21 protein-coding genes and 2 pseudogenes are annotated in these 24,494 nt (G+C 62.0%); 16 read left to right on the top strand and 7 right to left on the bottom strand.

The features are described 5' to 3' along the window. The first annotated feature begins 393 nt into the window (after nucleotides 1-393). The 3 genes from AC19YS_RS15855 (at nucleotide 394) to AC19YS_RS15865 (ending at nucleotide 1,392) form a co-directional block, all read left to right on the top strand. Nucleotides 394-939, top strand: a complete 546-nt coding sequence (locus AC19YS_RS15855; protein WP_106578126.1) for a hypothetical protein — start codon at nucleotides 394-396, stop codon at nucleotides 937-939. Between the two features lie 94 nt (nucleotides 940-1,033). Further along, complete coding sequence (locus AC19YS_RS15860) at nucleotides 1,034-1,246, top strand: hypothetical protein (RefSeq protein ID WP_119740552.1); 213 nt, start codon at nucleotides 1,034-1,036, stop codon at nucleotides 1,244-1,246. An 11-nt stretch (nucleotides 1,247-1,257) separates the two neighbouring features. Beyond that, the gene (locus AC19YS_RS15865; protein WP_256586972.1) at nucleotides 1,258-1,392 is read left to right on the top strand and encodes a hypothetical protein; all 135 of its coding nucleotides are present in this window, start codon (nucleotides 1,258-1,260) and stop codon (nucleotides 1,390-1,392) included. On the opposite strand, the gene AC19YS_RS15870 is transcribed toward AC19YS_RS15865, so the two are convergent. From AC19YS_RS15870 to AC19YS_RS15880, 3 genes are all read right to left on the bottom strand, one after another. After that, nucleotides 1,383-2,750 (bottom strand): cation:proton antiporter, encoded by a 1,368-nt coding sequence (locus AC19YS_RS15870; RefSeq protein WP_119740550.1) that lies wholly within the window; start codon nucleotides 2,748-2,750, stop codon nucleotides 1,383-1,385. The genes AC19YS_RS15865 and AC19YS_RS15870 overlap by 10 nt on opposite strands. A gap of 72 nt (nucleotides 2,751-2,822) precedes the next feature. Then, nucleotides 2,823-7,847, bottom strand: a complete 5,025-nt coding sequence (locus tag AC19YS_RS15875) for a glycosyltransferase family 32 protein (RefSeq protein ID WP_500602210.1) — start codon at nucleotides 7,845-7,847, stop codon at nucleotides 2,823-2,825. Between the two features lie 183 nt (nucleotides 7,848-8,030). After that, entirely contained in the window at nucleotides 8,031-8,957 is a 927-nt protein-coding gene (locus AC19YS_RS15880) for a LysR family transcriptional regulator (protein WP_119740546.1), read from the bottom strand. 113 nt (nucleotides 8,958-9,070) lie between these two features. Here AC19YS_RS15880 and AC19YS_RS15885 point away from each other — a divergent pair, with 113 nt between their 5' ends. The 8 genes from AC19YS_RS15885 (at nucleotide 9,071) to AC19YS_RS15920 (ending at nucleotide 16,485) form a co-directional block, all read left to right on the top strand. After that, the gene (locus AC19YS_RS15885; protein ID WP_106578131.1) at nucleotides 9,071-10,054 is read left to right on the top strand and encodes an aldo/keto reductase; all 984 of its coding nucleotides are present in this window, start codon (nucleotides 9,071-9,073) and stop codon (nucleotides 10,052-10,054) included. A gap of 63 nt (nucleotides 10,055-10,117) precedes the next feature. Continuing rightward, nucleotides 10,118-10,873, top strand: coding sequence for a CDP-diacylglycerol diphosphatase (locus AC19YS_RS15890; RefSeq protein WP_500602211.1), 756 nt, complete (start codon nucleotides 10,118-10,120; stop codon nucleotides 10,871-10,873). After that, on the top strand, nucleotides 10,870-11,016 hold the full coding sequence (locus tag AC19YS_RS15895; RefSeq protein WP_157986840.1) for a hypothetical protein: 147 nt from the start codon (nucleotides 10,870-10,872) through the stop codon (nucleotides 11,014-11,016). Before AC19YS_RS15890 ends, AC19YS_RS15895 begins: the two co-directional genes overlap by 4 nt. 190 nt (nucleotides 11,017-11,206) lie before the next feature. After that, nucleotides 11,207-13,201, top strand: a complete 1,995-nt coding sequence (locus AC19YS_RS15900) for an aminotransferase class I/II-fold pyridoxal phosphate-dependent enzyme (RefSeq protein WP_500602212.1) — start codon at nucleotides 11,207-11,209, stop codon at nucleotides 13,199-13,201. A gap of 23 nt (nucleotides 13,202-13,224) precedes the next feature. Then, nucleotides 13,225-14,079 (top strand): transporter substrate-binding domain-containing protein, encoded by an 855-nt coding sequence (locus AC19YS_RS15905; protein ID WP_500602213.1) that lies wholly within the window; start codon nucleotides 13,225-13,227, stop codon nucleotides 14,077-14,079. Nucleotide 14,080: 1 nt separating this feature from the next. Beyond that, nucleotides 14,081-14,785 carry an ABC transporter permease gene (locus AC19YS_RS15910; RefSeq protein WP_500602214.1) on the top strand — a complete coding sequence of 235 codons (705 nt, stop codon included), beginning with the start codon at nucleotides 14,081-14,083 and terminating at the stop codon, nucleotides 14,783-14,785. Nucleotides 14,786-14,791: 6 nt separating this feature from the next. Further along, nucleotides 14,792-15,490 (top strand): ABC transporter permease, encoded by a 699-nt coding sequence (locus tag AC19YS_RS15915; RefSeq protein WP_500602215.1) that lies wholly within the window; start codon nucleotides 14,792-14,794, stop codon nucleotides 15,488-15,490. After that, the gene (locus AC19YS_RS15920; RefSeq protein WP_500602216.1) at nucleotides 15,487-16,485 is read left to right on the top strand and encodes a DMT family transporter; all 999 of its coding nucleotides are present in this window, start codon (nucleotides 15,487-15,489) and stop codon (nucleotides 16,483-16,485) included. The genes AC19YS_RS15915 and AC19YS_RS15920 overlap by 4 nt, the downstream gene beginning before the upstream one ends. Here the strand turns inward: AC19YS_RS15920 and AC19YS_RS15925 are convergent. Next, nucleotides 16,441-16,980: pseudogene (locus tag AC19YS_RS15925) on the bottom strand (TetR/AcrR family transcriptional regulator); the annotation flags it as partial. The gene AC19YS_RS15920 and the pseudogene AC19YS_RS15925 sit on opposite strands and share 45 nt — an antisense overlap. A gap of 90 nt (nucleotides 16,981-17,070) precedes the next feature. On the opposite strand from AC19YS_RS15925, the gene AC19YS_RS15930 reads away from it, so the two are divergent. Further along, on the top strand, nucleotides 17,071-18,069 hold the full coding sequence (locus AC19YS_RS15930) for a M14 family metallopeptidase (protein WP_500602217.1): 999 nt from the start codon (nucleotides 17,071-17,073) through the stop codon (nucleotides 18,067-18,069). 149 nt (nucleotides 18,070-18,218) lie between these two features. On the opposite strand, the gene AC19YS_RS15935 is transcribed toward AC19YS_RS15930, so the two are convergent. After that, nucleotides 18,219-18,923, bottom strand: a complete 705-nt coding sequence (locus AC19YS_RS15935) for a haloacid dehalogenase type II (protein WP_500602218.1) — start codon at nucleotides 18,921-18,923, stop codon at nucleotides 18,219-18,221. Nucleotides 18,924-19,037: 114 nt separating this feature from the next. Between AC19YS_RS15935 and AC19YS_RS15940 the strand changes: the two genes are divergently transcribed. Continuing rightward, a complete protein-coding gene (locus AC19YS_RS15940) occupies nucleotides 19,038-19,895 on the top strand; it encodes a LysR family transcriptional regulator (RefSeq protein WP_448198354.1) in 858 nt (285 codons plus the stop codon). Here AC19YS_RS15940 and AC19YS_RS15945 read toward each other — a convergent pair. Together AC19YS_RS15945 and AC19YS_RS15950 are read right to left on the bottom strand one after the other, a co-directional pair. Continuing rightward, nucleotides 19,869-20,126 (bottom strand): annotated as a pseudogene (locus tag AC19YS_RS15945) (EAL domain-containing protein); the annotation flags it as partial. The gene AC19YS_RS15940 and the pseudogene AC19YS_RS15945 overlap by 27 nt on opposite strands. A 366-nt stretch (nucleotides 20,127-20,492) precedes the next feature. Then, nucleotides 20,493-20,750: a hypothetical protein gene (locus tag AC19YS_RS15950; protein ID WP_500602219.1), complete on the bottom strand. Its 258-nt coding sequence runs from the start codon at nucleotides 20,748-20,750 to the stop codon at nucleotides 20,493-20,495. A gap of 239 nt (nucleotides 20,751-20,989) precedes the next feature. Here AC19YS_RS15950 and AC19YS_RS15955 point away from each other — a divergent pair, with 239 nt between their 5' ends. Genes AC19YS_RS15955 through AC19YS_RS15965 form a run of 3 tightly spaced genes read left to right on the top strand, consistent with a single transcriptional unit; the run spans nucleotide 20,990 to nucleotide 24,474 of the window. Then, on the top strand, nucleotides 20,990-22,522 hold the full coding sequence (locus AC19YS_RS15955; protein ID WP_119740526.1) for a sugar ABC transporter ATP-binding protein: 1,533 nt from the start codon (nucleotides 20,990-20,992) through the stop codon (nucleotides 22,520-22,522). Continuing rightward, on the top strand, nucleotides 22,515-23,507 hold the full coding sequence (locus tag AC19YS_RS15960) for an ABC transporter permease subunit (protein WP_106580384.1): 993 nt from the start codon (nucleotides 22,515-22,517) through the stop codon (nucleotides 23,505-23,507). Before AC19YS_RS15955 ends, AC19YS_RS15960 begins: the two co-directional genes overlap by 8 nt. Before the next feature lie 34 nt (nucleotides 23,508-23,541). Continuing rightward, nucleotides 23,542-24,474 (top strand): ABC transporter substrate-binding protein, encoded by a 933-nt coding sequence (locus tag AC19YS_RS15965; protein ID WP_500602220.1) that lies wholly within the window; start codon nucleotides 23,542-23,544, stop codon nucleotides 24,472-24,474. The last annotated feature ends 20 nt before the right edge of the window (nucleotides 24,475-24,494 follow it).

A 24,494-nucleotide genomic window follows, 5' to 3' on the forward strand; every position in this document is an offset into this window, starting at 1 on the left:
CATTTTTTTATGAGCCCGTGGCTGATCGTGCCAACGGGCCTGGTCCTTACTTTCTTATGGGGTCGGCTCTGGGTCGGGGGGTAACGAATGCTCCTGAATCCGGGCAGATGAATGGATAAAGCAATGCGTGTGCCGGAACCGGGGATTGTGTTGATTTAATCCTGCGGCGAGCGGGCTGATGGTGGCAGCGGGCGTGCTGTGGCGAGCCACCTCGCCCCGCGTTGGCCTGCGCAGCGGCCCCCAGGGAAAGCAGGCGCGCTGCGCACGCCAACACGGGGCAAGCCCGCTCACTACAAGGGTGCAGGGCCTGTTCCACAATGGTGCATGAACAAACTTGAACTTCACCGCTCCCTGATTTTTCTAACGAGACTCGCAATCTTGTGGAGCACCGTCGTGCCCAGAATCATCTCCCCGAACACCCCCGAAGCAGCGCTGGACGATCACAGTGAACACAACGCCAAGATTTTTGGTTCGCCCAAGGACCGACTTGACTTCTATCGCCGCGAAATCCAGTACGAAACCTCCATCCTGGCCAACCGCACCGACGCCTACCTGACGGCGCAGTCGTTTCTGGTCATCGCCTTTGTCTCCGGCATGGGCAACCTGAACCCGGAATGGGGCAAGTTTTTCACCCTGATCGTGCCGGTGTTCCTGGCCTCCCTGGGAGTGCTCAGTTCCCTGAATGCCTGGCCGGGGATCCGTGCCGCGTACGAAATCATCGACCACTGGCACTACAAACAAAGCGAATTGCTGCGCAGCGAGCCGGTCATGGGCATGGCCTATGACGATTCGCCGCTGTTTTGCGAAACCGAGTCGTCGCACAAGGGCTATCGCAAGTCGCTGCTGTTTTCCATGCGCGCGCCGTGGCTGTTCATGGTGTTCTGGCTGTTGCTGGGCGTCTACGCGTTCTACATCCAGATCGATAACCCTGTGTCTTGAGCACTGCTGCTTAAATCGTCGGAACTTCATCGTCCTGCGCGGGACCTTACCTTTACGCAGGATGTGTTTTCCGAAACTGCGAAGAGGTGACCCCATGAACACAAGCAACGATCCGCAAGTCAGCAACCGCAACGACCCGGCCATCGATGGTGGAGAGCCGGCGCCCGGCACTGGCGCCGACGCGCCTAAAGACCCCAAGCCTGCCAGCGATCCAAAAGCCAAGGAAAACGACTACAGCCCCGACTTCAAGCCTGAGCCCGAAGCCAAGCCTGAGACGGATGCCGATATCGATACCCAAGGCGGTTAGAGGAGACGGTCATGTCAGAACAAGACGACGAAGAACTCAACGACCCAGGCAACGAAGACCCGGGTTCATTGATGGATGATGCAGAAGTGCCGCTGAACGATCTGGATGACGCGGCCGATGTAGGTCATACCGAAAATCAAGACTGAGCTGCAATCTTTTGAGCTTTCACCTTGGCACGTCGTTCATACCAGACCAGCATCGGCTGGGTACTCAGGCCATGAACGACGATGCTCAAGGCGATCACCGACACCGTAAGGTTCACCGCCACCGCACTGCTGGTGCCGATCAACCCATGGTTGAGCGCGTAGAACAGGTAGTAGATGCTGCCGATCCCGCGAATGCCGAACCAGCCCATCAAGCCGCGCTGCCGATAGTCGATCAGGCTGCCCCAGGGCACGGCCAGCACACTCGCCGGCCGAATCACGCAAAACAACAGCGCCGCCACCGGCAGTGCGCGCCAGTCCCAATGACTGACCAGAATGATCCCCAGCAGCGTCACCAGGAAAACCTCCATCGAGCGTTCCACCAGGCTGCCGAATGACAGCATGTCGCCCATCATCACACCGGCGGCGATCTGTGTGTCTTGCAGTTCACTGACATCACCTTGGAGCGCGCGTGCAGGTTCCACCTCCAGATGGCCCACCACCGGCAATGCCAAGTGCTCGGAGGGCGTCTGCGAATTGCCCGTGGACCTGAACTCTGCCTGGCGCAAGCCGAGCCCGGCGGCGAACACCGACAAAAAGCCGTAGCCGCCCACCGCCTCGGCCGCCACGTAGGCCAGGGCGATCAACGCCAGCGTCAGGTAATCGTTGGGCGACAAGGTGCTGTCTTCATTGGTGATGCGCATCCACAAGGTCACGCGGCCGATGCCCCGGCCCATCCAGTAGCCGATCAGCAACCCGGCCGGTACGGCCCACAGCAGGTTTTTCAGGGCCCAGCCGCCCAGCCAGTCACCGTCAAAGCCGCCATGCTGCATGAATAACAGCGCAAAGATCACAAACGGAAACGCCGTGCCATCGTTCAAGCCGGCCTCGCCCGACAGGCCAAAACGCAGCGCGTCGTAGTCCTGCGCATTGTTGACCTGAACCAGGCCGGCCAGCACCGGGTCGGTCGGCGCAAGAATGGCACCGACCAGCAGCGAAACGCCCCAGGAAAGCCCGAACAGGTAATGCAGCGCGAGGCCACTGCCCAGGATAGTCAGCAACATCACCGGGCCTGCCATGCCAAACGCAATGCGCCAGGTGCGATGCCGCAATGGCAGGCGCAGCTTCAAGCCGCTGACGAACAGCGAAAACAGCACCGCCACTTCCGTCAAGTGCTCCATCCAGCGTGCGGAAGCCTTGATGTCCATCTGCAGCAGGTCCATGCCCAGGGGGCCAATGGCGATGCCCAGCAACAGGCAGACTGCCGAGGTTGTCACCGGCATCCAGCGCAGGTAGGAGGAGGTGAGGGCGAGGGTCAGCAATACCGCGCCGAGTACGGCCAACCAAAGAATAAAAGTCATCGAACGTGCACCGTGGCCGTGGTTTGTAGCCGTTGGAGGACCACGACCCGGTACTGGTTCAAAGTTGTTGGATCAGGTGTTGATCCACGAATGATCGGCGCCGATCCTGATGTTGAACCGGTAGCGAAGCGGGTAGTAGTGGTGTTTGATTTTTTGTATCTGCTCACGCAGATGATCCGGTGGCGCAAGCCCTTTGCTGGCGTAGACGCCAAGCACGTCGTTTTCAATGTCGACGATAGGGCCGGACGAGACGAGGCTGCCGTCGACCAGCTTGGACTCTTTGGCTAATCCATCCAAACCCAGGTCGTACAGGTCGGGCCGTTTCGACTTGAGGATGTCATTGAACAGATTCGGGCCTGCGGTCTCGAATATCTTGCGTTCATAAGCGCTGAATTCGGGTGTGTAGTGCACCCGGCCATTGGCGGATTTCGTGGCAGTGGGGCGGTTGGCCGCGAAGTACGCCTTGTTGGCTTTAAAACGTTGGTTCATCTGCGTGATCATCGCCTCGATGACCGGGTTGCCAGGGCGTGTCGCGAAGTTACTGGTGTTATAGAACGGCGTGTAGTCGGTCAGGCTATGCACGACCGGCGCGCCGAGCAGAACATCGTCAGCGCCGGCGAGCAATGCGTCGGTGCCGATGTTTTTTTGAATGACGTCATCGGTGTCCAGGTACACACCGCCGTGCTTGTTCATGATGGGATAACGCGCAACGTCCGAGGCGGCCGCCAGGTTTTTGCCTTGCCCCTGCCGAAAGTAGTCGTACATTTCGCCGCGCCTGAGCTGCTTGAAGACTTCGTCCTCATGCAGGTTCACGATCTTCACGCCGGGCACCTTGCTCTCCAGCGTGTTTTTTATGCGTTGAAACACCGCCGGGCTGTCTGCATCGACGTGAAGAATGGAGGTATAACCGGGCGCCTGAGTGGCGTTCCTGGCGATGTTGTCGGCCAGGTGCGACGGTATTTCCTGGCCGGCCCAAAAGTAGTGCAGCGCCTTGGGCAGCGGTTTCACCTCGTTTGGCAGCTTCAGCACCGACGGCGGTGAGACATCAATAAAGGTGTACTGATGCGCGTCGGCCTTTTTAGCTTTGCTGAACTCATCAAGCGTTCCCCGTTGCCACTTGCCCTTGGCACTTCGCCAGAAATACTTCGCGGGCGTGTCATCGATACCGGTGGCGAGCGGGGTCAGTTTCCACGCGCCGGCCGAACTGTCGAAGATGACGCTGTGTTCGGCGCCTTTGTGATTGAGCCTGAACGGCGTGGCTGCATGTTCGACGACGTCGATGTCATCCATCGGGACCACGTAAGTGCTGTCGCCAAACTTCCAGGGCGTGGGTGTGTCATGAGCGCCACCCAGCAGCCGGGCGGACCTGGAGGTGGGTTCCCAGCCGGACACACCGAGGTCCCTGATGGCGATGTCTGGCCCCGTGCCATTGGGGTGCCGGATGAATCGCTGGCCATCCTTCAAGCGTGACTCATAAAGTGTTCCGTCGACCTTTACATATTCTTTTTTACTGCGGCCTACGTACACGTTGCCCTGCAAGCCCTTGGTCGACAGCGCGTGCGGGGCGATGTGTCTGGCTTCATAACCGCGCAGGTTGGCGTCCAGTGTCCGGGTCTCGCCACTGGCCGCCAGGCGCTTGGGCGTGAAGTCTTTGAGCCGGGGGCCAAAGGGGTATTTTTTTACCGCGTCGTATTGGTGCCAGTGACCCTGGAACAGCACGGCATGACCTTCAACAGTGTGTTGACCGACCTTGAACGTGCCGTTTGCCGCCAGACCCTGTTGCCGATCGGCGATCTTTACCAGGTCATCGCCGCCGAGGGCGTGCAGGCTGCTGGCGTCGTTTGAGTTGGGGCTGTCGACGACAAAGTTTTCCAGCGGTTTGCCGTACGCCTGTTGGGTGCGCGGATTAACGGCATACCACTGTTGGGTCGCCTCATCGAATGTGGCCAGCGCTGGGGTGCTTTGCGCGCGGTGGGAGGCCCTGAAGGTGCCTTGCGCGATATCGGGCTTTTTCGCCAACTCAAGCAGGTTGACACTGCGGTAAGACCCGCGCAGGTGCTTGAGGCCCTTATAGCTGGCGCCGGCTAAGCTGCGGACGCCGTTGGCGACTCCGCGCGCCAGGTCATCCACCCCGCTCAGGGGGTTGAGCGAGCCGACCGCCGCACGCCCGACAATCTTGAACGTCTGGCCGAGCCTGGAGATGGCCGACGCGCCGGCAAATGCGCCTTTCGTGCCCTTGGCCGCAGCCCCCAGGCCCACCGCGAAACCAAAGATATCGAAGGCCAGATCCACGACACCGTCCTTCACGTTGCCGTCGATGAAATGCTTGATGGCTGACCTGAACGGGATCAGATTCAGCGCTACGTCCTCAACCACCTTATAGGTCGGTACTTCAGTGTCGAACGTCGTCACGCCTCTGGCGCTGCGGTGCACAGCGGGCAGGTTGATGTCTTCGATCAGCGCATCGGCCATGTACCGGGTTCGGTCACTGGCGAAGCTATCAGGCACGGTGTGCGCACCTTTGCGCTCATCCAGCAGGGCCGATGAGTATTCACCCGCAGGCTTTACGGCATCGTAGCGTTTGCCGGGTGACGGATACCAACCGCCGGCGGGTGGGTACGCTTTGTAGGTCTGGCCCGGCCGCCGGGTCACCGTGCCCTTGAGGCGGTCGACTGCATAGGTCATGGCCTTGCCATTGCGCTGGGTCTCGACCAGTAGAACGCCTTCTGCAACGCGGCGATCGTCTCGGCTGTATTCAATTTCCTTGCGCACGCTTATTTTGCCGAATTCCAGGTTTTGCCGGTCTTCCAGCGGCAGCTTGGCGATCAAGTGCTTGAGTTGCGCAGTGGTGGTCTTTTTTACCCGGCTGGCGTAAGCCCCAAACGCTTCATCAAACGCATCCTGCGGACGCGGCAGGTCTTTAAGCGTCGCCAGAGCGGCGTTGATGTTGATCGCATGCGAGGACGCTACCCAAGCCCCCGGCGCGCCATCCGTGGGCAAAGCGACGTTGCCCAACGTCACCGCGCTGGCAGCCGCGCGGCCGGCCCGGCCCCAATCATCGGACGAGTCGGGCGCGCCGAGCAGGGCTCTGCCGTCGATAAACAGATCCAGCAGCGAATAAGGCCCCGGGAAGTGCCTGCTGGCGGGCTGCGAGGTGATGCATTTTTCTTCGAACAGGTTCGGGTCCATCGCCGGCAAAGCGAGTTTCAGTTGTGCCAGCGCCAGCGCTTTTGTGGTCGGCATCTCGCCGATCTGCGTTTGGGCAGCCTCTCTCAACTCATTGACCTGGGCACTGAATCGCTGACGCACCAGGGCCATGGCTGCATCGGTGGTCGGGTAGTGCAGGCCATTGCCAACGGCCCAGTCCTTGATCGCTTCATGCTGGGCGGCGTATTCAATGCGGCGCTCGTCATCGGTCACGGGTGCAATGCTGCCCTCCAGCATGACGCGCGCATAGCTCATCGTCGCCGTTGCCCCTGGCGATTTTGCCTCGATGCGCGCGACCGCCGTGGCAAAGCTGACCCAGCTGTGGGTGCCCACGGCCACCTGATCGGGGATGTCCTTGACCAGAAGCGCCGGCGCCCGGCTGGCAAGCAAAAGGTGAGTCAGCACGCAAGCGGTGGCCGGGGAGGACGCTCGCCCGGTGGCCACCAGGTGTTCTTCCATCTCGCTGATGATCGTAGACGCGGACTTGCCGGCGTTTTCGGCGCAGAACAGCGTGTAACCTTCAATGCTCAGTGGCGTGTCTGGCCGCACAGCGCCAAACGGATCGTCCACCCTGACACGCTCCACGTTCAATGCCGCCAGTAGCCAATCGGTGGCACTGCCCTTGATTGACCGTGCCTCGAAGCTGGCCTGGATGGCCTCGCCCAGTGCCGTGCCTCTGGGCGTGTTGAGCAACTCGTCGACTAAGCGTCGCGGCTGGCTCAGCGCTGAGGGCGTGAGGGGCCTGTTGTCGAGCAAGTACTCCAGGACATTGTTAAACGGGCGCACATCAATGTCGCCAAAGGCGCCTGCGTACAGGCCGCTGCTCAACAGTCGCTGGTTGCGCTGATCCAGGGGTTGCGGCCAGCTCAGCGCACCGCCAAGGTTCCCGTGGGTGGGGGTATTGGGCGGTGGCGTGGTGATTGCTTGGGCAAGGTTGTCCATGGCTTCGCGGCTGGTCGGCACATCCCAGCCGTTATCTTCCAGGAACCGCTTGAGGCTGACCTCGGCCCACGCCTGCGTGTGATCGCTGCGGTAAGTGCTGTGGGTGCCCAGTTGAATGGTGTTTTCCTGTAACTCATCGGCGATGTCGGCATTTGATCGCGTGCCGTCTTTCAACTGCGCTGACAAGTACCGTAACGACGCTGCGGCCTGGTGCTGCGCGTGCGTATCGTCGACGACGGATTTCTGGCTTTGCAGGGCACCTTCGCTGCGCGATTCCACCACGTCGGAAAAAACCACGGGGTCGAGCCTGGCGAAGCGGCGCTCGCGGCTGAGTACGTCGGCGCGCTGTGTTAGCGCTGAGCCCGAAAGGTGGGGCGGCTCTTTATAAAAGTTGCCCACCAGCGCCAAGGGCGCGATGTGCTCGTTTGTAGCGCCCGGCAGGGTGAAGGTCGCATCTGCCTGGCCGGCGGCGATGACACGTGCCGCCTGGAGCACCGGGCCGCTGATGGCGCCCCAGTCTCTGTCGTCCAGCCCGAGCGTGTGCAGCGTCTGGGCGGGATCCAGGTAGCGCTTGAGCGTGAAGTGAATCCGCCCCGACGCCGGGTTGAGGCTGATCGAGTGGCTGTCTATGCCCTTGTCATGGATCCACTGGGCCACGTCCGGTGATCGCAAGGCGTTTGCCAGCTGCGCCCACCACTGGCCAAAGGTTGAATGCGCGGGGATGGGCCAGATTTTCTGGTCAGCGTCGCGGGCGGTCACGCCGGTTGCGCCGCGCAGTGCAGCGCCGTATTGAGCCGCCAGCTCGCGATCACCGTGGGCCCGGGTGCCTTCGATGTCTGGCTGAATGGGCGCGCTGGGCTCAGAGGTGAGCCTGGGCGGCGCAACGCTGCTGTCAGGAACCTGCGTTGGCTGCACGTGCGCAGCGTGAGGGTTGGAAATACGGGTCATAAAGTCTGTCACCTGGGCAGGGAATACGCCACGGCACAGTGGCGTGGCCTCCCCTTGTGGCAGTAGTGCGTGCAGCGATTCCGTCGCCTGGCGGCGATAATCTTTACCCCTGATGTCAGCCTTCATGCTCAGATGCCAGGGGTGTCCGTTCGACTACATCAACGGCTGACATCCCTTACAGGCTCAAGGCCTTTGCATTAACTGCGAGCCGATGGTGTTCAGCCGAATCATGTCCATCAACTGGCGCAACCCTGGCTGCGATTGCCGGCGGCTGGCGTAGTACATGCACAACGGTTCGCCCAGGCAGGCCCAGTCGGGCATCACTTCCACCAGACGGCCGTCGGCCAGCTCCTGTTGCACACGGTTGGACAGGCAGTAGGCAATGCCCACACCTTGCAGCGCGGCATTGACGATGGTTTCAGTGTCGGCTGCGCTGAAATGGCCAGGCACGTCGATGCGCTGTTGACGCGGGCCGTTGCCCAGTTCCCATTTGTAAGTGGTCTTGTCTCCCAGGTACATGCGGATGCACGCGTGTTGCAGCAGGTCTTTGGGAACCTGTGGCGTCCCGTGACGTGCGAGGTAGGCAGGGGAGGCGACCACGATCCAGCGCAACGGGCCGGTCAGCGGCACTGCGACCATGTCTTGTGGCACGGTCGCGCCATACCGGATACCGGCGTCGTAGCCTTCGGCAATGATGTCGATCATCGCGTCCTGCACGATCAGGTCCAGGCGCAGTTGCGGGTAGGCGGTGGCGAAGTCGCCGAGGATCGGCGCCAACAGCAGCACCGCGGCATCCCTGGGCACATTGAGACGCAGGCGGCCAATCGGCGCTTCACGGTACAGCTCGAGGGTGTCGAGGCCGTCCTGGATGGTGGCAAAACCCAGGCTGAGCTTTTCGGCGAGCAGGGTGCCGGCGTCGGTGGGCTCCACGGCGCGGCTGGTGCGGTACAGCAACTTGACCCCAAGGCGGGTTTCCAGGTTGCGCATGGTGTGGCTCAACGCCGACGTGGTCACCCCCAGTTCGTGGGCGGCATGGCGGAAACTGCGACGGCGGATGATCGCCATGAACACATTCAGGTCGGCCAGTTCGGAACGATTGAAAGCAGCCATTTCAAGCCTCTTTTATGGGAGTTCGGTTGCATGCGGCGTTGAGCCCTATTCAACCTCGGATGATCTAGAGTAATTGCTTTTCTAAGCAATGTTGTGGGCAGGGGTATTTTTTTATGCGCATCGAGACCATCCGGATTTCTGGCATAGACAAGCCGGTCTCGCGGATTGCCCTTGGCACCTGGTCCATGGGCGGACACTTGTGGGGCGGCGCGGATGACGAACAGTCGACCAGGACCCTGCGGCATGCCTTGAACTGCGGCATCAACCTGATCGACACCGCCCCGGTGTATGGCTTTGGGCTGTCCGAGGAGCTGATCGGCAAAGCCTTGCGCGGCGTACGTCACTCGGCAGTCATCGCCACCAAAGCCGGGCTGCAATGGGAAGACGGCACCCCACGCCGCAATGCCACGGCCGAGCGCATTCGCAAAGAGGTCGAGGATTCATTGCGACGCCTGGAGACCGACTACATCGACCTGTATCAGGTGCACTGGCCCGACCCGCTGGTGGCCCAGCAGGAAACCGCCGAGGCGCTGGAGCGCCTGCGCCGTGAAGGCAAGATCCTGGCGGTGGGCGTGAGCAACTACTCGAGTGCGCAGTTGGACGAGTTCAGTCGTCACACGGCCCTGGCCACGGTGCAACCGCCGTACAACGTGTTCGAGCGCGCCATTGACAGCGACATCCTGCCGTACGCCAAGCGACACTCGCTGGTGGTGTTGGCTTATGGCCCGCTGTGCCGAGGGTTGCTGGCCGGCAATATGCATTCGGCCACCCGCTTTGCGGGCGACGACGTGCGCAATCTCGACCCCAAGTTCAGGGCGCCGCGTTTCGAGCAGTACCTGGCGGCGGTGGCGGCACTGGACGTGTATGCCCGCGAATGCCATGGCAAATCCGTACTGGCCCTGGCACTGCGTTGGGTCTTGGACCAGGGGCCGACGATCGCGCTGTGGGGTGCCCGTCGGCCGGAGCAGTTGAAGGGCTTCGACGAGGCATTCGGCTGGCACCTGAGCGCCGACGACTTGACACATATCGACCGTATTCTCGCCAGCACGATAAAAGATCCGATTGGTCCGGAATTTATGGCCCCAGCTAAACGTTAGCCCTAGCGACAGGGAGGTCAGCGAGAAAAATAACTGACATCCCCGTACGTTGAGGTTTTTTGCATGAAGCGCGGTACCGTATTCAAGATCGCTGGTGGTTTGCTGTGTGTGCTTGCGCTGGTCGGCGCCTGGCAGTGGCGGGGCAACCCTAATGCTTTATGGCATATCGTCAGCCAGCAATGCGTGCCCCATCAGCAACAGCAGCAAAACCCCAGCCCGTGCCTGGCGGTGGACCTGGACCGTGGCTATACGCTGTTCAAAGACCGCAATGGCCCGCTGCATGATGTGTTGATTCCGGTCGATAAGGTCACCGGCATTGAAGACCCCGCGCTGGGTCGACAGTTGCTGCCGCATTACTTTGCCCAGGCCTGGCGGCATCGCAGTGTGTTGTCCGACGGCTTGCAACAGCCGGTTCCGGACGCGTTTCTCTCGGTGGCGATCAACTCACGTTACGGCCGCTCGCAAAACCAGTTGCACGTGCACATCGCCTGCCTGCGCCCGGAGGTGTTTGCCGCGCTGAACCGGCACAGTAACGACCTCACCGCGCAGTGGCAGGTGCTGCCGACGCGCCTGAAGGGGCACACCTACAGCGCCCGCACGCTGACGGCGGCGGACGCCGATACGCTGGACCCGCTGGCCCTGCTGCGTGAGTACGTCGAGGCGCAGGGCGACGCGATGAGCCAGTACAGTCTGCTGATGACACCGCGCGCCGATGGCAGCCTGGTATTGCTGACCACGCACCTGGCGTTGACCGAACTGAACCTGGGGTCGGCCGGTGAGCTGCAGGACTATCGCTGTGACTTGATGAATGCACATTGACCCCTTTCGGACCTGCCTGCCTGCGCTTGACGGTGTTGCCCTCGCTGTTCCTGCTCGTCGCTGTCGCCCCCGCGGCGATCCCATACGGCAGCGGTGTGCGGCTGGGCAACGCCAGTACCCGCATGGGTTTGAACACGCGCTGAGCTGCATTTGAACCGGCCTAATACTGGGCGACCTACACCCGGTCACTTCATTCGCGACCTCTTTAACCGATAAACGACACCCGCCTGAACCTACCCATTGAACGACTGTTCAGTTTGCACTATGTTGACCGCATCCACCCGTTTGCACCTGCACGGGTTCGCGCTTTCTTCTTGAACGAGAGGCTCTGGCATGCGGTTTTCCCCCTTCGTTGAACGAATTGCAGGGCAGGGCGTCGCCGCCTGGGACATCCATCACGCCGCGTTCAACGCCGCAAGCCAGGGCGAAGACGTCATCATTCTCAGCGTCGGCGACCCTGACTTCGCCACCCCGTCATTCATCACCGACGCCGCCGTCAGCGCCTTGCGCGAGGGCGACACTCACTACACCGAAATCCCCGGCCGTACAGCGTTGCGCAACGCGATTGCCGCGCGCTACAGCAAGACCTTGTCCCGCCCGTTGAGCGCGGAAAACGTCATCATCGTGCCCGGCGCGCAGAACGCGTTGTTCATCAGTTCGCTGTGCCTGCTGCAGGCCGGTGATGAAGTGCTGGTGCTCGACCCGATGTACGTCACTTACGAAGCCACGCTCAAGGCCAGCGGCGCCACGCTTACACGCGTGCCGTGTTCGCCGGAGTCCGGGTTTCGCCTGGATGCGCAACGGCTCGGCGCTGCGATCACGCCTCGGACCCGGGCGCTGTTTTTCTCCAACCCGAACAACCCCACGGGTGTGGTGCTGAACCCGCAAGAGCTGCAAGCCATTGCCGATCTGGCCATCGCCCACGACCTGTGGGTGGTGGTCGATGAGGTCTACGAAAGCCTGGTGTTCGACGGCGAATACCACAGCCTTGCCGCGTTGCCGGGCATGGCCGAGCGCTGCATCGTGATCGGCAGTTTGTCCAAATCCCACGCCATGACCGGCTGGCGGATCGGTTGGATCATCGCCGCACCGCAGATGATCGCGCACGCCGAAACCCTGGTGCTGAGCATGCTCTATGGCTTGCCGGGCTTTGTGATGGAAGCCGCCACGGCGGCGGTGTTGGCCCATGACGAGGTGACGGTGGGCATGCGCGAAATCTACCGCCGCCGCCGCGACCTGGTGGTGGCAGGCCTCAGTGCCTGCCCGGGCATCAAGGTGCAGGCACCGCAAGCCGGCATGTTTGTGCTGGTGGACGTGCGCGGCACGGGCTTGGGGTCATTGGATTTTGCCTGGCGGCTGTTCCGCGAGGCGGGCGTGTCGGTGCTCGATGCCGCCGCCTTTGGTGAGCCCGCGCAAGGGTTTGTGCGCTTGTCCTTCACCCTGGGTGAAGAACGCCTGGCCGAGGCCTGCCGACGCATTGCCGGGTTTGTCGCCAGGCGGGTCGCTGAACCGCGTATCGCCGCCGCGCCGACCCCCGAAGTGGCGCAGCCGGCGCAAGCCAGAACGATGATCGAAGTCGTCGACCTGCATAAGCGCTTCGGCAATATCGAGGTGCTCAAAGGTATTTCCCTCACGGCCCACGAAGGCGAGGTGATCTCGCTGATCGGCGCCAGCGGCTCGGGCAAGAGCACCTTGCTGCGCTGCATCAACATGCTCGAGGTGCCCGACCAGGGCAGCATTCATGTCGATGGCGAAAGCATCAAATTGAATTACGGTCTTCCCGGCGCGCCACTGGTTGCCGATGCCAAGCAACTGGTGCGCATCCGCTCGACCTTGGGCATGGTGTTCCAGAACTTCAACCTGTGGCCCCATCGCACAGTGCTGGAAAACCTCATTGAGGCGCCCATCCAAGTGCTGCGCGAAAGCCGCGCCGAGGCCATCGAGCGCGCCGAAGCCTTGCTCGACCGCGTCGGCCTTGCCGCCAAGCGCAACGAATACCCGGCGTTTCTTTCGGGTGGCCAGCAACAACGCGTGGCGATTGCCCGCGCGTTGGCCATGCGCCCCAAAGTCATGCTGTTTGACGAACCCACCTCGGCCCTCGACCCGGAACTGGTGGGCGAAGTGCTGCGCGTTATCCGCTCGCTGGCCGAAGAAGGCCGCACCATGATCCTGGTCACCCATGAAATGGCCTTCGCCCGGGATGTGTCCTCCAAAGTGGCTTTTCTGCACCAAGGCATGATCGAGGAAACCGGCTCGCCGGACTCGGTGTTTGTCGACCCACGCAGTGAACGTTGCCGACAGTTCGTCAACGCGCATCAAACTCGCTAACGCCAAAAAAGACGGGGCAAATCATGAAAACCAGACGCATGGCAACGTGGTTGAGCAGTGCAGTGTTGATGGTGGCCGCCGGGTTTATCCAGGCCGCAGAGAAACCCATCGTGTTCGCGGTGGCGGCAGAACCCTATCCACCGTTTACCGTCAAAGGCGGCAACGGTGAGTGGTCCGGCTTTGAAGTGGACCTGATCCACAAGCTCTGTGAAGGCATGAAAACCGAGTGCCAGATCAAGGAAGTGGCCTGGGATGGCATCATCCCGTCGCTGCTGGCGAAGAAAATCGACGTGATTTTCTCCTCGATGTCGGTTACCGATGAGCGTGAAAAACAGATCGCCTTCAGCCGTGCCTACTACGATTCGCTGCTGGGCGTGGCAGGGCCCAAGGGCGCGACGGTGGATATCACGCCTGAAGGCCTCAAGGGCAAGCTGATCGGCGTGCAGATCTCCACCGTCAGCGCCAATTACCTGAAAAAGTATTACGAGAACATCGCCGACCTTAAGTACTACGACACTCAGGAATCGGCCAACGCCGACCTGATCGCCGGACGCATCGACTACATGATGGCCGACGACACGGCCATCGCGATGATGGTCAAGACCCCCGAAGCCAGCGGCCTGGCGCATATCGCCAGCGTGCCCTACGACCCGATCATCGACCGTGGCGTGGGTGCCGGCTTGCGCAAGGAAGACACCGCGCTCAAGGCCCGTCTCGACAAGGCGATCGGCGAGCTGCTGGTGAGCAAGGACTATGACGACCTGTCCCAGCATTACTTCGGCCTGTCGGTCAGCCCGTGCAAACGCGGCGAGACCCCGGCGTTTGTGAGCAAGACCTGCGACAGCCCGTACCCGCCCATCGCGCAGAAGACCGAATAAGATGCTCGACCTTCTCAGCTTTGGCGAACAAGGGTGGGGCAACGCGCTGCTCAACGGGTTATGGATGACCCTGCAAATCTCCGCCGGCGCCTTCGCGGTGGGATTGCTGATCGGCCTGGTGGTGGCCTGCGCCAAGCTCAGCGCGCCACGCCCGGTTGCACAGCTGATGCGCGGTTACACCACCGTGTTTCGTGCGGTGCCGGAACTGCTGCTGATTCTGCTGCTGTACTACGCAGGTTCCATGGGCCTGAACGCGCTGATGCTGTGGCTGGGTTTCGAACAGGTAAACATCAGCGGCCCGCTGGTGGCGATCCTGGTGCTGGGGCTGGTGCAGGGCGCCTATGCCTCGGAGATATTCCGCGCGGCCATCCTGGCCATTCCCCACGGCCAGATCGAGGCGGCGCGGGCGTTTGGCCTGAGCGGGTTTGGCCTGTTCCGCCGGGTGACCTTGCCGATCATGGCGCCGTACGCCTTGGCCGGCATGTCCAACCTGTGGATCAACCTGATCAAGGACAGCGCCTTGATCAGCGTGGTCGGCACCAACGAGCTGCTGTACACGGCCAAGCAGGCGGCCGGTTCCACCCGTCAGTATTTGCTGTTCTACCTCACGGCCGCCGCCTTGTATTACCTGGTGACGCTGGCTTCCAACTACCTGTCCGGGCGCCTGGAGCGACGTATTCGTCGCTGGATGCCGGTTGTCGAGTGAGTCGCCATGCCTGAGTGGATAAGCTATTACGCGGGGCTGATCGCCAAGGGGTTGCAGACGACTTTGTCGCTGCTGGCGATCTCGGCAGTGCTCGGCTTTGCCCTGGCGGTGCTGGTGGCGTTGGCGCGCTTGTCCAAGCGCAAGTGGCTGGCCCGGGGTGCGCTGGCGTACACCAGCGTGCTGCGGGGCACACCGCTGTTGATCCAGATCTACATTTTTTACTACGGGCTGGGCAGCCTGTTTGCCCAGTTCCCGATGGTGCGCAGCAGTTTCCTGTGGCCGTTTCTGCGCGACGGCTATTGGTACATCGTGTTCGCCCTGGTGCTGTCGGTGGGCGCTTATGTGGGCGAAGTGATCCGCGGCGGCCTGTTGGCCGTGCCCAAGGGCGAGATGGAGGCCGCGTCTGCCTTTGGCATGACCACGCGCCAGGCGTTGCTGCGGGTGCGGTTGCCACGCGCGATGCGGCTGCTGCTGCCGACCCTGGCCGGGGAGACGGTGATGTTGCTCAAGTCCACCGCGCTTGCTTCGACGATTGCCGTGGTCGACCTGCTGGGTGCGGCCAACGTGGTACGCGCGCAGACCTTGCAGATTCATCAACCGCTGCTGCTGGTGGCCGGTGTCTACCTGTGCCTGACCTTCCTCATCGAAGGCGTCTACGCCATCGCCGAACGGCGCGGCACGCCGCTGCGCAGGTCGGCAGGATGAAGCAGAACCGCGCGCTGCAAGGCATCGCCTTGTGCTCATTGGCCTACGCGTTCCTGGCGTTGCAGGACGCCGTGATCAAATGGCTGGTGGCCGATTATTCGGTATTCAGCATTCTGTTCTGGCGTAGCCTGGTGGTGGTGGGGGCGTGTGTGATCGCCGGGCGCATGGGCCTGTTGCGCCGGGCGTGGACTTCGGCCAGTCGCCAGCTGCTGATCATTCGCGGCCTGCTGTCATTGCTGGCGTGGGTGCTGTATTACACCGCCGCCAAAGACCTGACCCTGGCGGAAATGACCACCCTGTATTTCTCCGCTCCGATCATGGTCACGCTGCTCGCAGCGCTGATCCTCAAGGAGCGCGCCAGCCGTGGCCAATGGGTTTCGCTGCTCATCGGCTTCGTCGGCGTGGTGATTGCCTGTCGTCCCAGCCACATGGTTGACCCGCTGCCCATCGCGCTGACCCTGGCGGCCGCCTTGTGCTGGGCGTTCACTTATATCCAGCTGCGCCAGGTCGACCCGACTACCTCGGTGCTCGAGCAGATGCTGATCACCAATGCGGTGTTTGTGGTGTGCATGGGCGTGACCTTGCCGTGGACCCACACCCCGGCGCCGACACCCGCGTGGCTGGGCATGCTGGCGGCAGGGCTGGTCGGCGGGGTTGGCCAATTCCTGCTGTTTGCGAGTTTCCGCCGCGCCACCGCGACCTTGCTCGCGCCGTTCGAGTACACCGGGTTGATCTGGGCGTTTGTGTTGTCGAGCCTGATCTGGGGCACGTCGATGGATGTGTCGCTGATCATCGGTGCGGTGCTGATTGCGCTCAGCGGCACCTTGGCGATGCTCAGCGCGCGCCACCCTGAATCACAGGACATGGTCGGCGCCGAATGCGCCGTGACGCAACCCCTGTACCCAGCAGCGGCAGATGTGCAAGCCGTTGGCGGGGCTGAACGTGCCGGGGTTGAGGCACCCCTCGAGCCAGAGCCCGTCAAGCATCGCCGATAGGCCGATGGCAGCCAGGTGGCTGTCGTGGATCACCAGGTTTTCGCTGCGGGCCAGGTCGTCGAGCAGTTGCTGGATCAGCGCCAGGTAGGCGCGGTAGCTGTTTTCGTGGGACTGGTTCACATGGGGCGAGTGGCGGATCAGGCTCCAGAACACCACCCACACGCCGAGCAGGTCGGGGTCCATCACCCGTGGCGAAAAGGACGCGCTGAGAAACGCATCCAGCCGTGCGGCGGCGCCTTCGGCCTGCTCGACTTGCGCCCAGAGGGCACTGGTCAGCTCACTGGCCAGCTTGTGGTAGGTCTCGGCGATCAGCGCATCGATGCTGCCGAAATGATGGTTGAGCAGGCCTACGGAAACCCCGGCCTGGGCCGCGATCCGGCGCACGGAAATGCCTGCGTGACCGTCGCGTGCGAGGCTGGTGAGTGTGGCGGCGATCAGCAAGTCCCGGCGTTCGTCGGGGTCGGCACGGCGCAGTTTGGGAGGGTCGACAGTCACGGGAGTGCCTTGTATTGATGACCAGAGCGCTCAGGTTAGTTGAACACGTGTTCAATCTCTAGCGATTAAATGATGAGAGGAGGGCAAGGCATGGCAAGCGACCTTTCGTGGCAGGTTCAGGGCGATGCAGGCAACCCGCTGCACATCGGCGCCTGGCGTTTCGAAGGCGACGGCAGCGGGCCCAGGGTGCACTTGCAGGCGGGCGTGCACGCCGATGAAATCGCCGGGATGCTGGTGCTGCACCAGTTGCTCCCGCGTTTGCAGGCCTGCCAGGCTCAAGGGCGGCTGCGCGGCACTGTTACTGTTGTGCCCCAGGCGAACCCGTTCGGCATCGGCCAATTTCGTCAGGGCCGGCTGCTGGGGCGCTTTCACGACGCCACCGGGCAGAACTTCAACCGCGCTTTCGATCACTCACTGGCCATGGAGCGCCCGGCGACCAACCTGGCGCAGTGGCAAAAGAGCCTGGTGCAGTTAGCCGCCGACGCCGACCTGGTGCTGGACCTGCACACCGATGATGAGGCGCTGCCTTACCTCTACATCCATCGGCGTTTCTGGCCGGAGCAAGGCCTGGCGCTGGCGGCGGCGTTGCAGGTGGACGTGGTGATCGTCTGGGATGACGGCGGGGATGGCTCCTTTGAAGAAACCCTCATCAACCACGCGGCGCCACAGTTGGCGGCGACTGTCGAATTGCGCGGCCAGGCTGATGTCAGCGATGCGCTGGCGCGGCAAGACGCCGATGGCTTATGGGCGTGGCTATGCATCAATGGCGTGATCGATGAAGTGGCGGCCATCAACGAATGGCAGGGAGAAGTGGTGGACATGGGCTGCATGGAGACCCTTCTGGCGCCCTGTGCCGGTGTACTGGTGTTCGAAAAAGCACTCGGCGATAAGGTCGAGGAAGGCCAGCGTTTCGCTCGGATCATCGCAAGGCCCGGTGAGCCGACGTCGGAGGTGACCCTGCACGCCGCGCAAGCCGGGCGCATGGTGACCCGCCACCGCGAGCGCCTGGTGGCGCAAGGTTCGGTCGTCGCCAAATTTACGGGCGCGCGTCTATCCGACAGCTACAGCGGCGGGGTGCTGGACCCATAAAGTGCTGCCTGTACACGCCCCAATGTGGCAGCGGGCTTGCTTGCGAAGAGGGCGTATCAGCCGACCGATTCAGTGAATGACACTGCGCAGTCGCGGGCAAGCCCGCTCCCACCGTTGGATCGCGGCGCGTCAGGTGATTTTGATAGGCCTCACCACCCCACGGCCTTGAACAGCTCAGGCACGCGGTCAAGCGTCGGCAAAATCGCATCAGGCGTGTAGTCCGCCAGCAACTGGCGGCCGGTGCCACGGTCGATCCATACACACCGAAAGCCGATATTCCGCGCGGCCGCGTGGTCCAGGTGCGGGCTGGCGCAGATATGCACGACCTGGTCGAGGTTCACGCCCAACTGCTCATGGGCGTAGTCGAACAGACGTCGATCGGGCTTGTAGGCGCCTGCCTGCTGCGCAGTGATCACTCGATCAATCGCGCCGCCCAACTGCGCAACATTGCCGGCAATCACGTCATCGTCGGTATTGGAGACAATGCACAACTTGAACCCCATCGCTTTAAGCTGCTGGAGTGTCCCTACGACTTCAGGAAACGGCGGCATCGCGCTGATGCTGTCGGTGAGGAGGGTGCCGTCGTGCTCATTGGCCGGCAATCCCAGCGCGTTCAGCGCCAACTGCATGCTCAAGCCTGCCAGCGTGCGAAAGCTGCGATGCGGTGGCGTCTGTTCCAGGGTGTGTTCGTGATGGTCGTAGGCGCTGAGCAAGGTATCCCGGTCGACCTGATGATCACCTTTTTCGTCGAGGATTTTATCGATCGCGGCGCGCAGGCCTTCATCCCACTGGATCAGCGTGCCGTAGCAGTCAAAGGTCAACCAGAGCGGGCGAGGGGTGTTCTCAAGGGGCATGGGGCACCTGTGCGGAAAGTGAGTGACCCTGGCAGCATAGGAAACGTGGCGGTCAGTTGGAAATTAAATTAACCTCTGCTACACAGTTGAATATCCGATATGAAGGTCGCCGCCATGTTTGATCTCGAACTGCTGCACACCCTGGTCTGCGTGGTGGACGAAGGCAGTTTTACCCGCGCCGCGGAGCGCGTGCACCGCACTCAATCCACGGTCAGTCAGCAGATTCGCAAGCTTGAAGAAAGCGCCGGCCAGGTGCTGTTGGTGCGTGACCGCTCCGGCCAGCAGGTCAGCCCCACCGAGCACGGCGAGTTGCTGACCCACTACGCGCGCCGGCTGCTGAATTTGTCGCGCGAAGCCCGCGAGGCGCTGAGTACCGAGGCCAGCGTGGTGCCGGTGCGCCTGGGTGTACCCGAAGATTTTGACGCCACGCGCATGGCCTCGATGCTCTCGGGGTTTGTGCGCACTTACCCTGAAGCGCGGCTGGAAACGGTCAGCGGCATGAGCACCGACCTGCGTCGCCAGTTGGAAAGCGGCGAGATCGACATCGCGCTGATCAAGCGCGAGCCCGGCAGCGGCGAGTGCCATGCCAGTTGGCCGGAGCCGCTGGTGTGGGTGTGCGGCGCGGGCCAGGACCTGCAGGCCGAGACCTTGCCGCTGGCATTATTCCCACAAGGCTGTATCTACCGCCAACGCGCCATCCGCACTCTGGACAAGGCTCGACGCAGTTGGCGCGTGGCGTTCGGCAGCCATAGCCTGACTGGCATCCAGGCGGCGGTGACGTCCGGGCTGGGCGTCAGCATCCTGCCCAACAGCGCCGTGCTGGCCAGCCATCGAATTTGCACGCAACTGCCGCCGGTGGCGCCTTCGGAGCTGGCGCTGGTCAGTGGCGCGGGGCGATTGAGTGCGACACACCGCGGGCTGATCGAGTGTTTGCGCGAAGAGATTTCAGAGCCTCGGCAGTCGCTCCAGTAGCAGGCGTTCCAGCGTGATGGCGGGCAATGGCCGGCTGAACAAGTACCCTTGAATCTGATCACAGCCGGCGGCCTTCAAAAATGCCAGCTGATCCTGGGTTTCGACACCTTCGGCGACCACTTGCAGGCTCAGGCTATGGGCCAGTTCAATGATCGTGCGGGTGATGGCCGCGTCTTGCGGGTTGGTGGTGACTTCGCGAATAAACGCGATGTCGATCTTCAACGTGTCGATCAGATCAAGATCAACAGCAGAGCACGGCGGCCTGAAAGCCGACCTGAGTGGTTGAAGCAAAAGCGGATCAACAGCACAGCAACGCACCTCTATCTGATGCACTGCGATCCAAATGTGGGAGCGGGCTTGCTCGCGAAGGCGGTGGTTCAGCTACACATGAGTTGACTGACCCACCGCCTTCGCGAGCAAGCCCGCTCCCACAAGTCGACCGAGTTCAACTGCCAACACCGCAGTGCTTTTGCTTGTCTGTGGGAGCTGGCTTGCCTGCGATGCAGGCGCCTCGGTCCATCAGGCCCACACGGTTGATGCCATCGCAGGCAAGCCAGCTCCCACGAACGAGCGGGTCAGGCACCGGCACCAGGAAACCTACCGAAGCCCGAACAGCTCCTGGCGCTGCTTGCCGGTCAAGGCGGCTCTGCCTTCGGGCCACCAGCTGACGTAGCTGGTGTTGAATTGCTCGATAAAGGCGCGGTCGCGATCACGTTCGCCGTCGTTGCGGTAACGGTCGTATCGCACTTCGATCATCTTGCCGATCACCGGGTCGCCGATGTACATCGCGGCATGGCCAACATCAGCCCCGTGGGGATACCAGATGTAAACGACAACGCTTGCGTTGGAGGTCATGACGCATCCTGATTTCTTCCAATGACTGCTGGCAGAACGGACGGGCGCGGAGTTTTATTCCGCTGGCGTATAAATTTCATTTCATGCACCGCGCCAGCATGCGCAATTCGCGCTTGTGCACTTGGTGAAACGTTTAATCAATCGATAAACGGCGCACGCAAGCGCTTGCGTAAGGAAATGTAACTGGACTAGAGTCGGCAGCACTCGACTACAAAAATAATAATGCCAGGAGCTCATCCATGAGCCTTGAACCCTTGCTTGAGATGCAGGGCATCAGCAAAACCTTCAACGGTTTGCGCGTGCTCAAGAATGTCGGCCTGAAAGTCTACCCCGGTGAAATCCACGCGTTGATGGGGGAGAACGGGGCCGGCAAATCCACCCTGATGAAAATCCTCTCCGGCGCCTACCAGGCCGATCCCGGCGGTGAAATCCGCATCGACGGCCAGCCCGTCGCCACCTTCGACCCCGCCACCGCCAAGACCCTCGGCATCGCCGTGATCTACCAGGAACTGAGCCTGTGCCCCAACCTGAGCGTGGCCGAGAACATCTACCTGGGCCGCGAACTGCGGCGCGGCTGGACCATCGACCGCAAGGGCATGCAAGCCGGCTGCGTCGAGGTGCTGCAACGCCTGGGCGCCGAGTTCAAACCCACCACACCGGTGAGCAGCCTGTCGATTGCCGAGCGCCAACTGGTGGAAATCGCCCGCGCCCTGCATGCCCACGCCAGGATCCTGGTGATGGACGAGCCGACCACGCCGCTGTCATCGCGTGAGACCGACCGCCTGTTTGCCTTGATCAAACAGCTGCGCAGCCAGGGCCTGGCGATTATCTACATCAGCCACCGCATGGCCGAGATCTACGAGTTGTCGGACCGGGTTTCGGTGCTGCGCGACGGCCAGTACATCGGCGAGCTGACGCGCGAAGCGTTGTCGGCCGAGGTGCTGGTAAAAATGATGGTCGGCCGCGATCTTTCCGGGTTCTACAAGAAGGAACACGCCGCCTATAACCCCGGCAACGTGGTGATGCGCGTGCGTGACATGGCCGACGGCAAGCGCGTGCGCACCTGCAGTTTCGACCTGCATGCCGGTGAGGTATTGGGCATTGCCGGGCTGGTCGGGGCAGGGCGCACGGAGCTGGCGCGGCTGATCTTTGCTGCCGACCCGCGCACCAGCGGCACACTTGAAGTAGTGGGCAAGACCGTGACCCAACTGCGCAACCCGGCTGATGCGATCCGCGCCGGCGTGGTGTACCTCACCGAAGACCGCAAGGCCCAGGGCCTGTTCCTCGACATGAGCGTGGCCGACAACATCAACGTCTGCGCCTGTGTGCCGGACGCGCACACAGGCGGCGTGCTGGACCGCGGCCACGGCTGGCAGCGCGCCAATGATGCGATCAAATCGCTGTCGATCCGGGTGGCGTCGGGCAAGGTCAATGTCGGCGCCTTGAGCGGCGGCAACCAGCAGAAAGTGCTGTTGGCGCGGCTGCTGGAGGTCAAGCCGCATGTGCTGATCCTCGATGAACCAACACGGGGCGTGGACATCGGCTCCAAGTCCGAGATCTACCGCATCATCAATCAACTGGCGCTGGCCGGCGTTGGCATTGTGGTGATCTCCAGTGAGTTGCCGGAAATCATCGGCACGTGCGACCGCGTGTTGATCATGCGCGAAGGCCAGTTGGTGGCCGAAGTCGGCGGGGCATCCGGCCACGTCATTTCCCAGGAACGTATTATTGACCTCGCCACCGGTGGCGATCAGGTGGCTGCCCATGGCTGATTCAAACAACAACACATTGACCCTCGCACCTATCGGCAAGGCCGAGCGCGTTCGCGAGCTGATGCGCACGGTCGGCATGCTGCCGGTGCTGATATTGCTGTTGGTGGGGTTTGCCCTGGCCAGTGAAAACTTCCTCACCGTGCAGAACCTGTCGATCATCACCCAGCAGGCTTCGGTGAATGTGGTGCTGGCGGCAGGCATGACCTTTGTGATTCTGACGGCGGGCATCGACTTGTCCGTCGGCGCGATTCTCGCGGCGTCCGCCGTGGTCGCGTTGCAGGCCTCGATGTCGCCACAATTCGGCATGTTCGGGATCGCTGCCGGCATCGGTTTCGGTCTGTTGCTGGGGTTGGTCAATGGCGGGCTGATCGCCTTCATGCGCCTGCCGCCGTTTATCGTCACCCTGGGCGCACTGACCGCCATGCGCGGCCTGGCGCGGTTGTTGGCGGATGACAAAACCGTGTTCAACCCCGACCTGCCGTTTGCATTTATCGGCAATGACTCGGTGCTGGGCGTGCCGTGGCTGGTGATCATTGCCGTCGCGGTGGTGGCGCTGTCGTGGTTCATTCTGCGCCGCACCGTCATGGGCGTGCAGATCTACTCGGTGGGCGGCAACCCCGAGGCAGCGCGGCTGTCGGGGATCAAGGTATGGAAAGTGCTGCTGTTCGTCTACGCCATGTCCGGCGCACTGGCCGGGCTGGGCGCGGTGATGAGCGCCTCACGCCTGTTCGCCGCCAATGGCCTGCAACTGGGGCAATCCTATGAGCTGGACGCGATTGCTGCGGTGATTCTTGGCGGCACCAGTTTTACCGGCGGCGTCGGCACCATCGGCGGCACGCTGATCGGAGCGCTGATTATCGCGGTGCTCACCAACGGCCTGGTGCTGCTGGGTGTATCGGATATCTGGCAGTACATCATCAAGGGCATTGTGATCATCGGCGCGGTGGCGCTGGATCGCTATCGCCAGTCCGGTGCACGGACCTGATTTCACTCCAACAACAATCACAAGAGAGTCCCGCATGAACTTCAAACGCCTCTTTCCTGTTATGGCCTTGGCTGCCCTGATCTCCCACACCGTGGAAGCCCGCGAACTCAAGGCCCTCGGCATCAGCATGGGCTCGCTCGGCAACCCGTATTTTGTGACCCTGGCCGATGGCGCCACGGCGCGGGCCAAAGAGCTGAACCCCAATGTCAAAGTGACGTCGGTGTCGGCCGACTATGACCTGAGCAAGCAGTTCTCGCAGATCGACAACTTCATTTCGTCCAAGGTCGACCTGATCCTGCTCAACGCCGTCGACCCATCGGCCATGGCCTCGGCCATCAAAAAAGCCCGGGATGCCGGCATTGTCGTGGTGGCTGTGGATGTGGACGCCAAGGGCGTGAACGCCACCGTGCAAACCGACAACGTCGAAGCCGGCAAACTGGCGTGCCAGTTTCTGGTGGACAAGCTTGGCGGCAAGGGCAACGTGATCATACAGAATGGCCCGCAAGTCACCGCCGTGACTGACCGCGTCAAAGGCTGCAAGGCCGCCTTCGCCCGTGCGCCAAACATCAAGGTGCTGTCCGATGACCAGGACGGCAAAGGCTCGCGCGAAGGTGGCCTGAACGTGATGCAGGGGTACCTCACGCGTTTCCCGAAAATCGACGGCCTGTTCGCAATCAACGACCCGCAAGCCATCGGCAGCGACCTGGCGGCCAAGCAGCTTAAACGCAGCGGCATCCTCATCACCTCGGTGGACGGCGCGCCAGACATCGAAAACGCGCTGAAGACCGACACGCAAATCCAGGCCTCGGCCAGCCAGGACCCTTGGGCCATGGCCCAGACCGCCGTGAACGTGGGCAACGACATTCTCAATGACAAGGCCCCGGCCGAAGCGGTTACCCTGCTCACGCCAAAACTGATCACCCGCGACAACGTGGCTACGTACAGCGGTTGGTCGAGTAAACATTGAGTCATTGAGCAAAGGGGAAA

Source organism: Pseudomonas sp. MF08831 (assembly GCF_059862645.1).

Coding starts and splice junctions, on each gene's coding strand:
- AC19YS_RS15965 (WP_500602220.1), top strand. CDS start 23,542: ATGAACTTCAAACGCCTCTTTCCTGTTATGGCCTTGGCTGCCCTGATC.
- AC19YS_RS15940 (WP_448198354.1), top strand. CDS start 19,038: ATGTTTGATCTCGAACTGCTGCACACCCTGGTCTGCGTGGTGGACGAA.
- AC19YS_RS15935 (WP_500602218.1), bottom strand. CDS start 18,923: ATGCCCCTTGAGAACACCCCTCGCCCGCTCTGGTTGACCTTTGACTGC.
- AC19YS_RS15930 (WP_500602217.1), top strand. CDS start 17,071: ATGGCAAGCGACCTTTCGTGGCAGGTTCAGGGCGATGCAGGCAACCCG.
- AC19YS_RS15915 (WP_500602215.1), top strand. CDS start 14,792: ATGCCTGAGTGGATAAGCTATTACGCGGGGCTGATCGCCAAGGGGTTG.
- AC19YS_RS15960 (WP_106580384.1), top strand. CDS start 22,515: ATGGCTGATTCAAACAACAACACATTGACCCTCGCACCTATCGGCAAG.
- AC19YS_RS15865 (WP_256586972.1), top strand. CDS start 1,258: ATGTCAGAACAAGACGACGAAGAACTCAACGACCCAGGCAACGAAGAC.
- AC19YS_RS15950 (WP_500602219.1), bottom strand. CDS start 20,750: ATGACCTCCAACGCAAGCGTTGTCGTTTACATCTGGTATCCCCACGGG.
- AC19YS_RS15875 (WP_500602210.1), bottom strand. CDS start 7,847: ATGACCCGTATTTCCAACCCTCACGCTGCGCACGTGCAGCCAACGCAG.
- AC19YS_RS15885 (WP_106578131.1), top strand. CDS start 9,071: ATGCGCATCGAGACCATCCGGATTTCTGGCATAGACAAGCCGGTCTCG.
- AC19YS_RS15870 (WP_119740550.1), bottom strand. CDS start 2,750: ATGACTTTTATTCTTTGGTTGGCCGTACTCGGCGCGGTATTGCTGACC.
- AC19YS_RS15955 (WP_119740526.1), top strand. CDS start 20,990: ATGAGCCTTGAACCCTTGCTTGAGATGCAGGGCATCAGCAAAACCTTC.
- AC19YS_RS15880 (WP_119740546.1), bottom strand. CDS start 8,957: ATGGCTGCTTTCAATCGTTCCGAACTGGCCGACCTGAATGTGTTCATG.
- AC19YS_RS15905 (WP_500602213.1), top strand. CDS start 13,225: ATGAAAACCAGACGCATGGCAACGTGGTTGAGCAGTGCAGTGTTGATG.
- AC19YS_RS15900 (WP_500602212.1), top strand. CDS start 11,207: ATGCGGTTTTCCCCCTTCGTTGAACGAATTGCAGGGCAGGGCGTCGCC.
- AC19YS_RS15910 (WP_500602214.1), top strand. CDS start 14,081: ATGCTCGACCTTCTCAGCTTTGGCGAACAAGGGTGGGGCAACGCGCTG.
- AC19YS_RS15860 (WP_119740552.1), top strand. CDS start 1,034: ATGAACACAAGCAACGATCCGCAAGTCAGCAACCGCAACGACCCGGCC.
- AC19YS_RS15920 (WP_500602216.1), top strand. CDS start 15,487: ATGAAGCAGAACCGCGCGCTGCAAGGCATCGCCTTGTGCTCATTGGCC.
- AC19YS_RS15890 (WP_500602211.1), top strand. CDS start 10,118: ATGAAGCGCGGTACCGTATTCAAGATCGCTGGTGGTTTGCTGTGTGTG.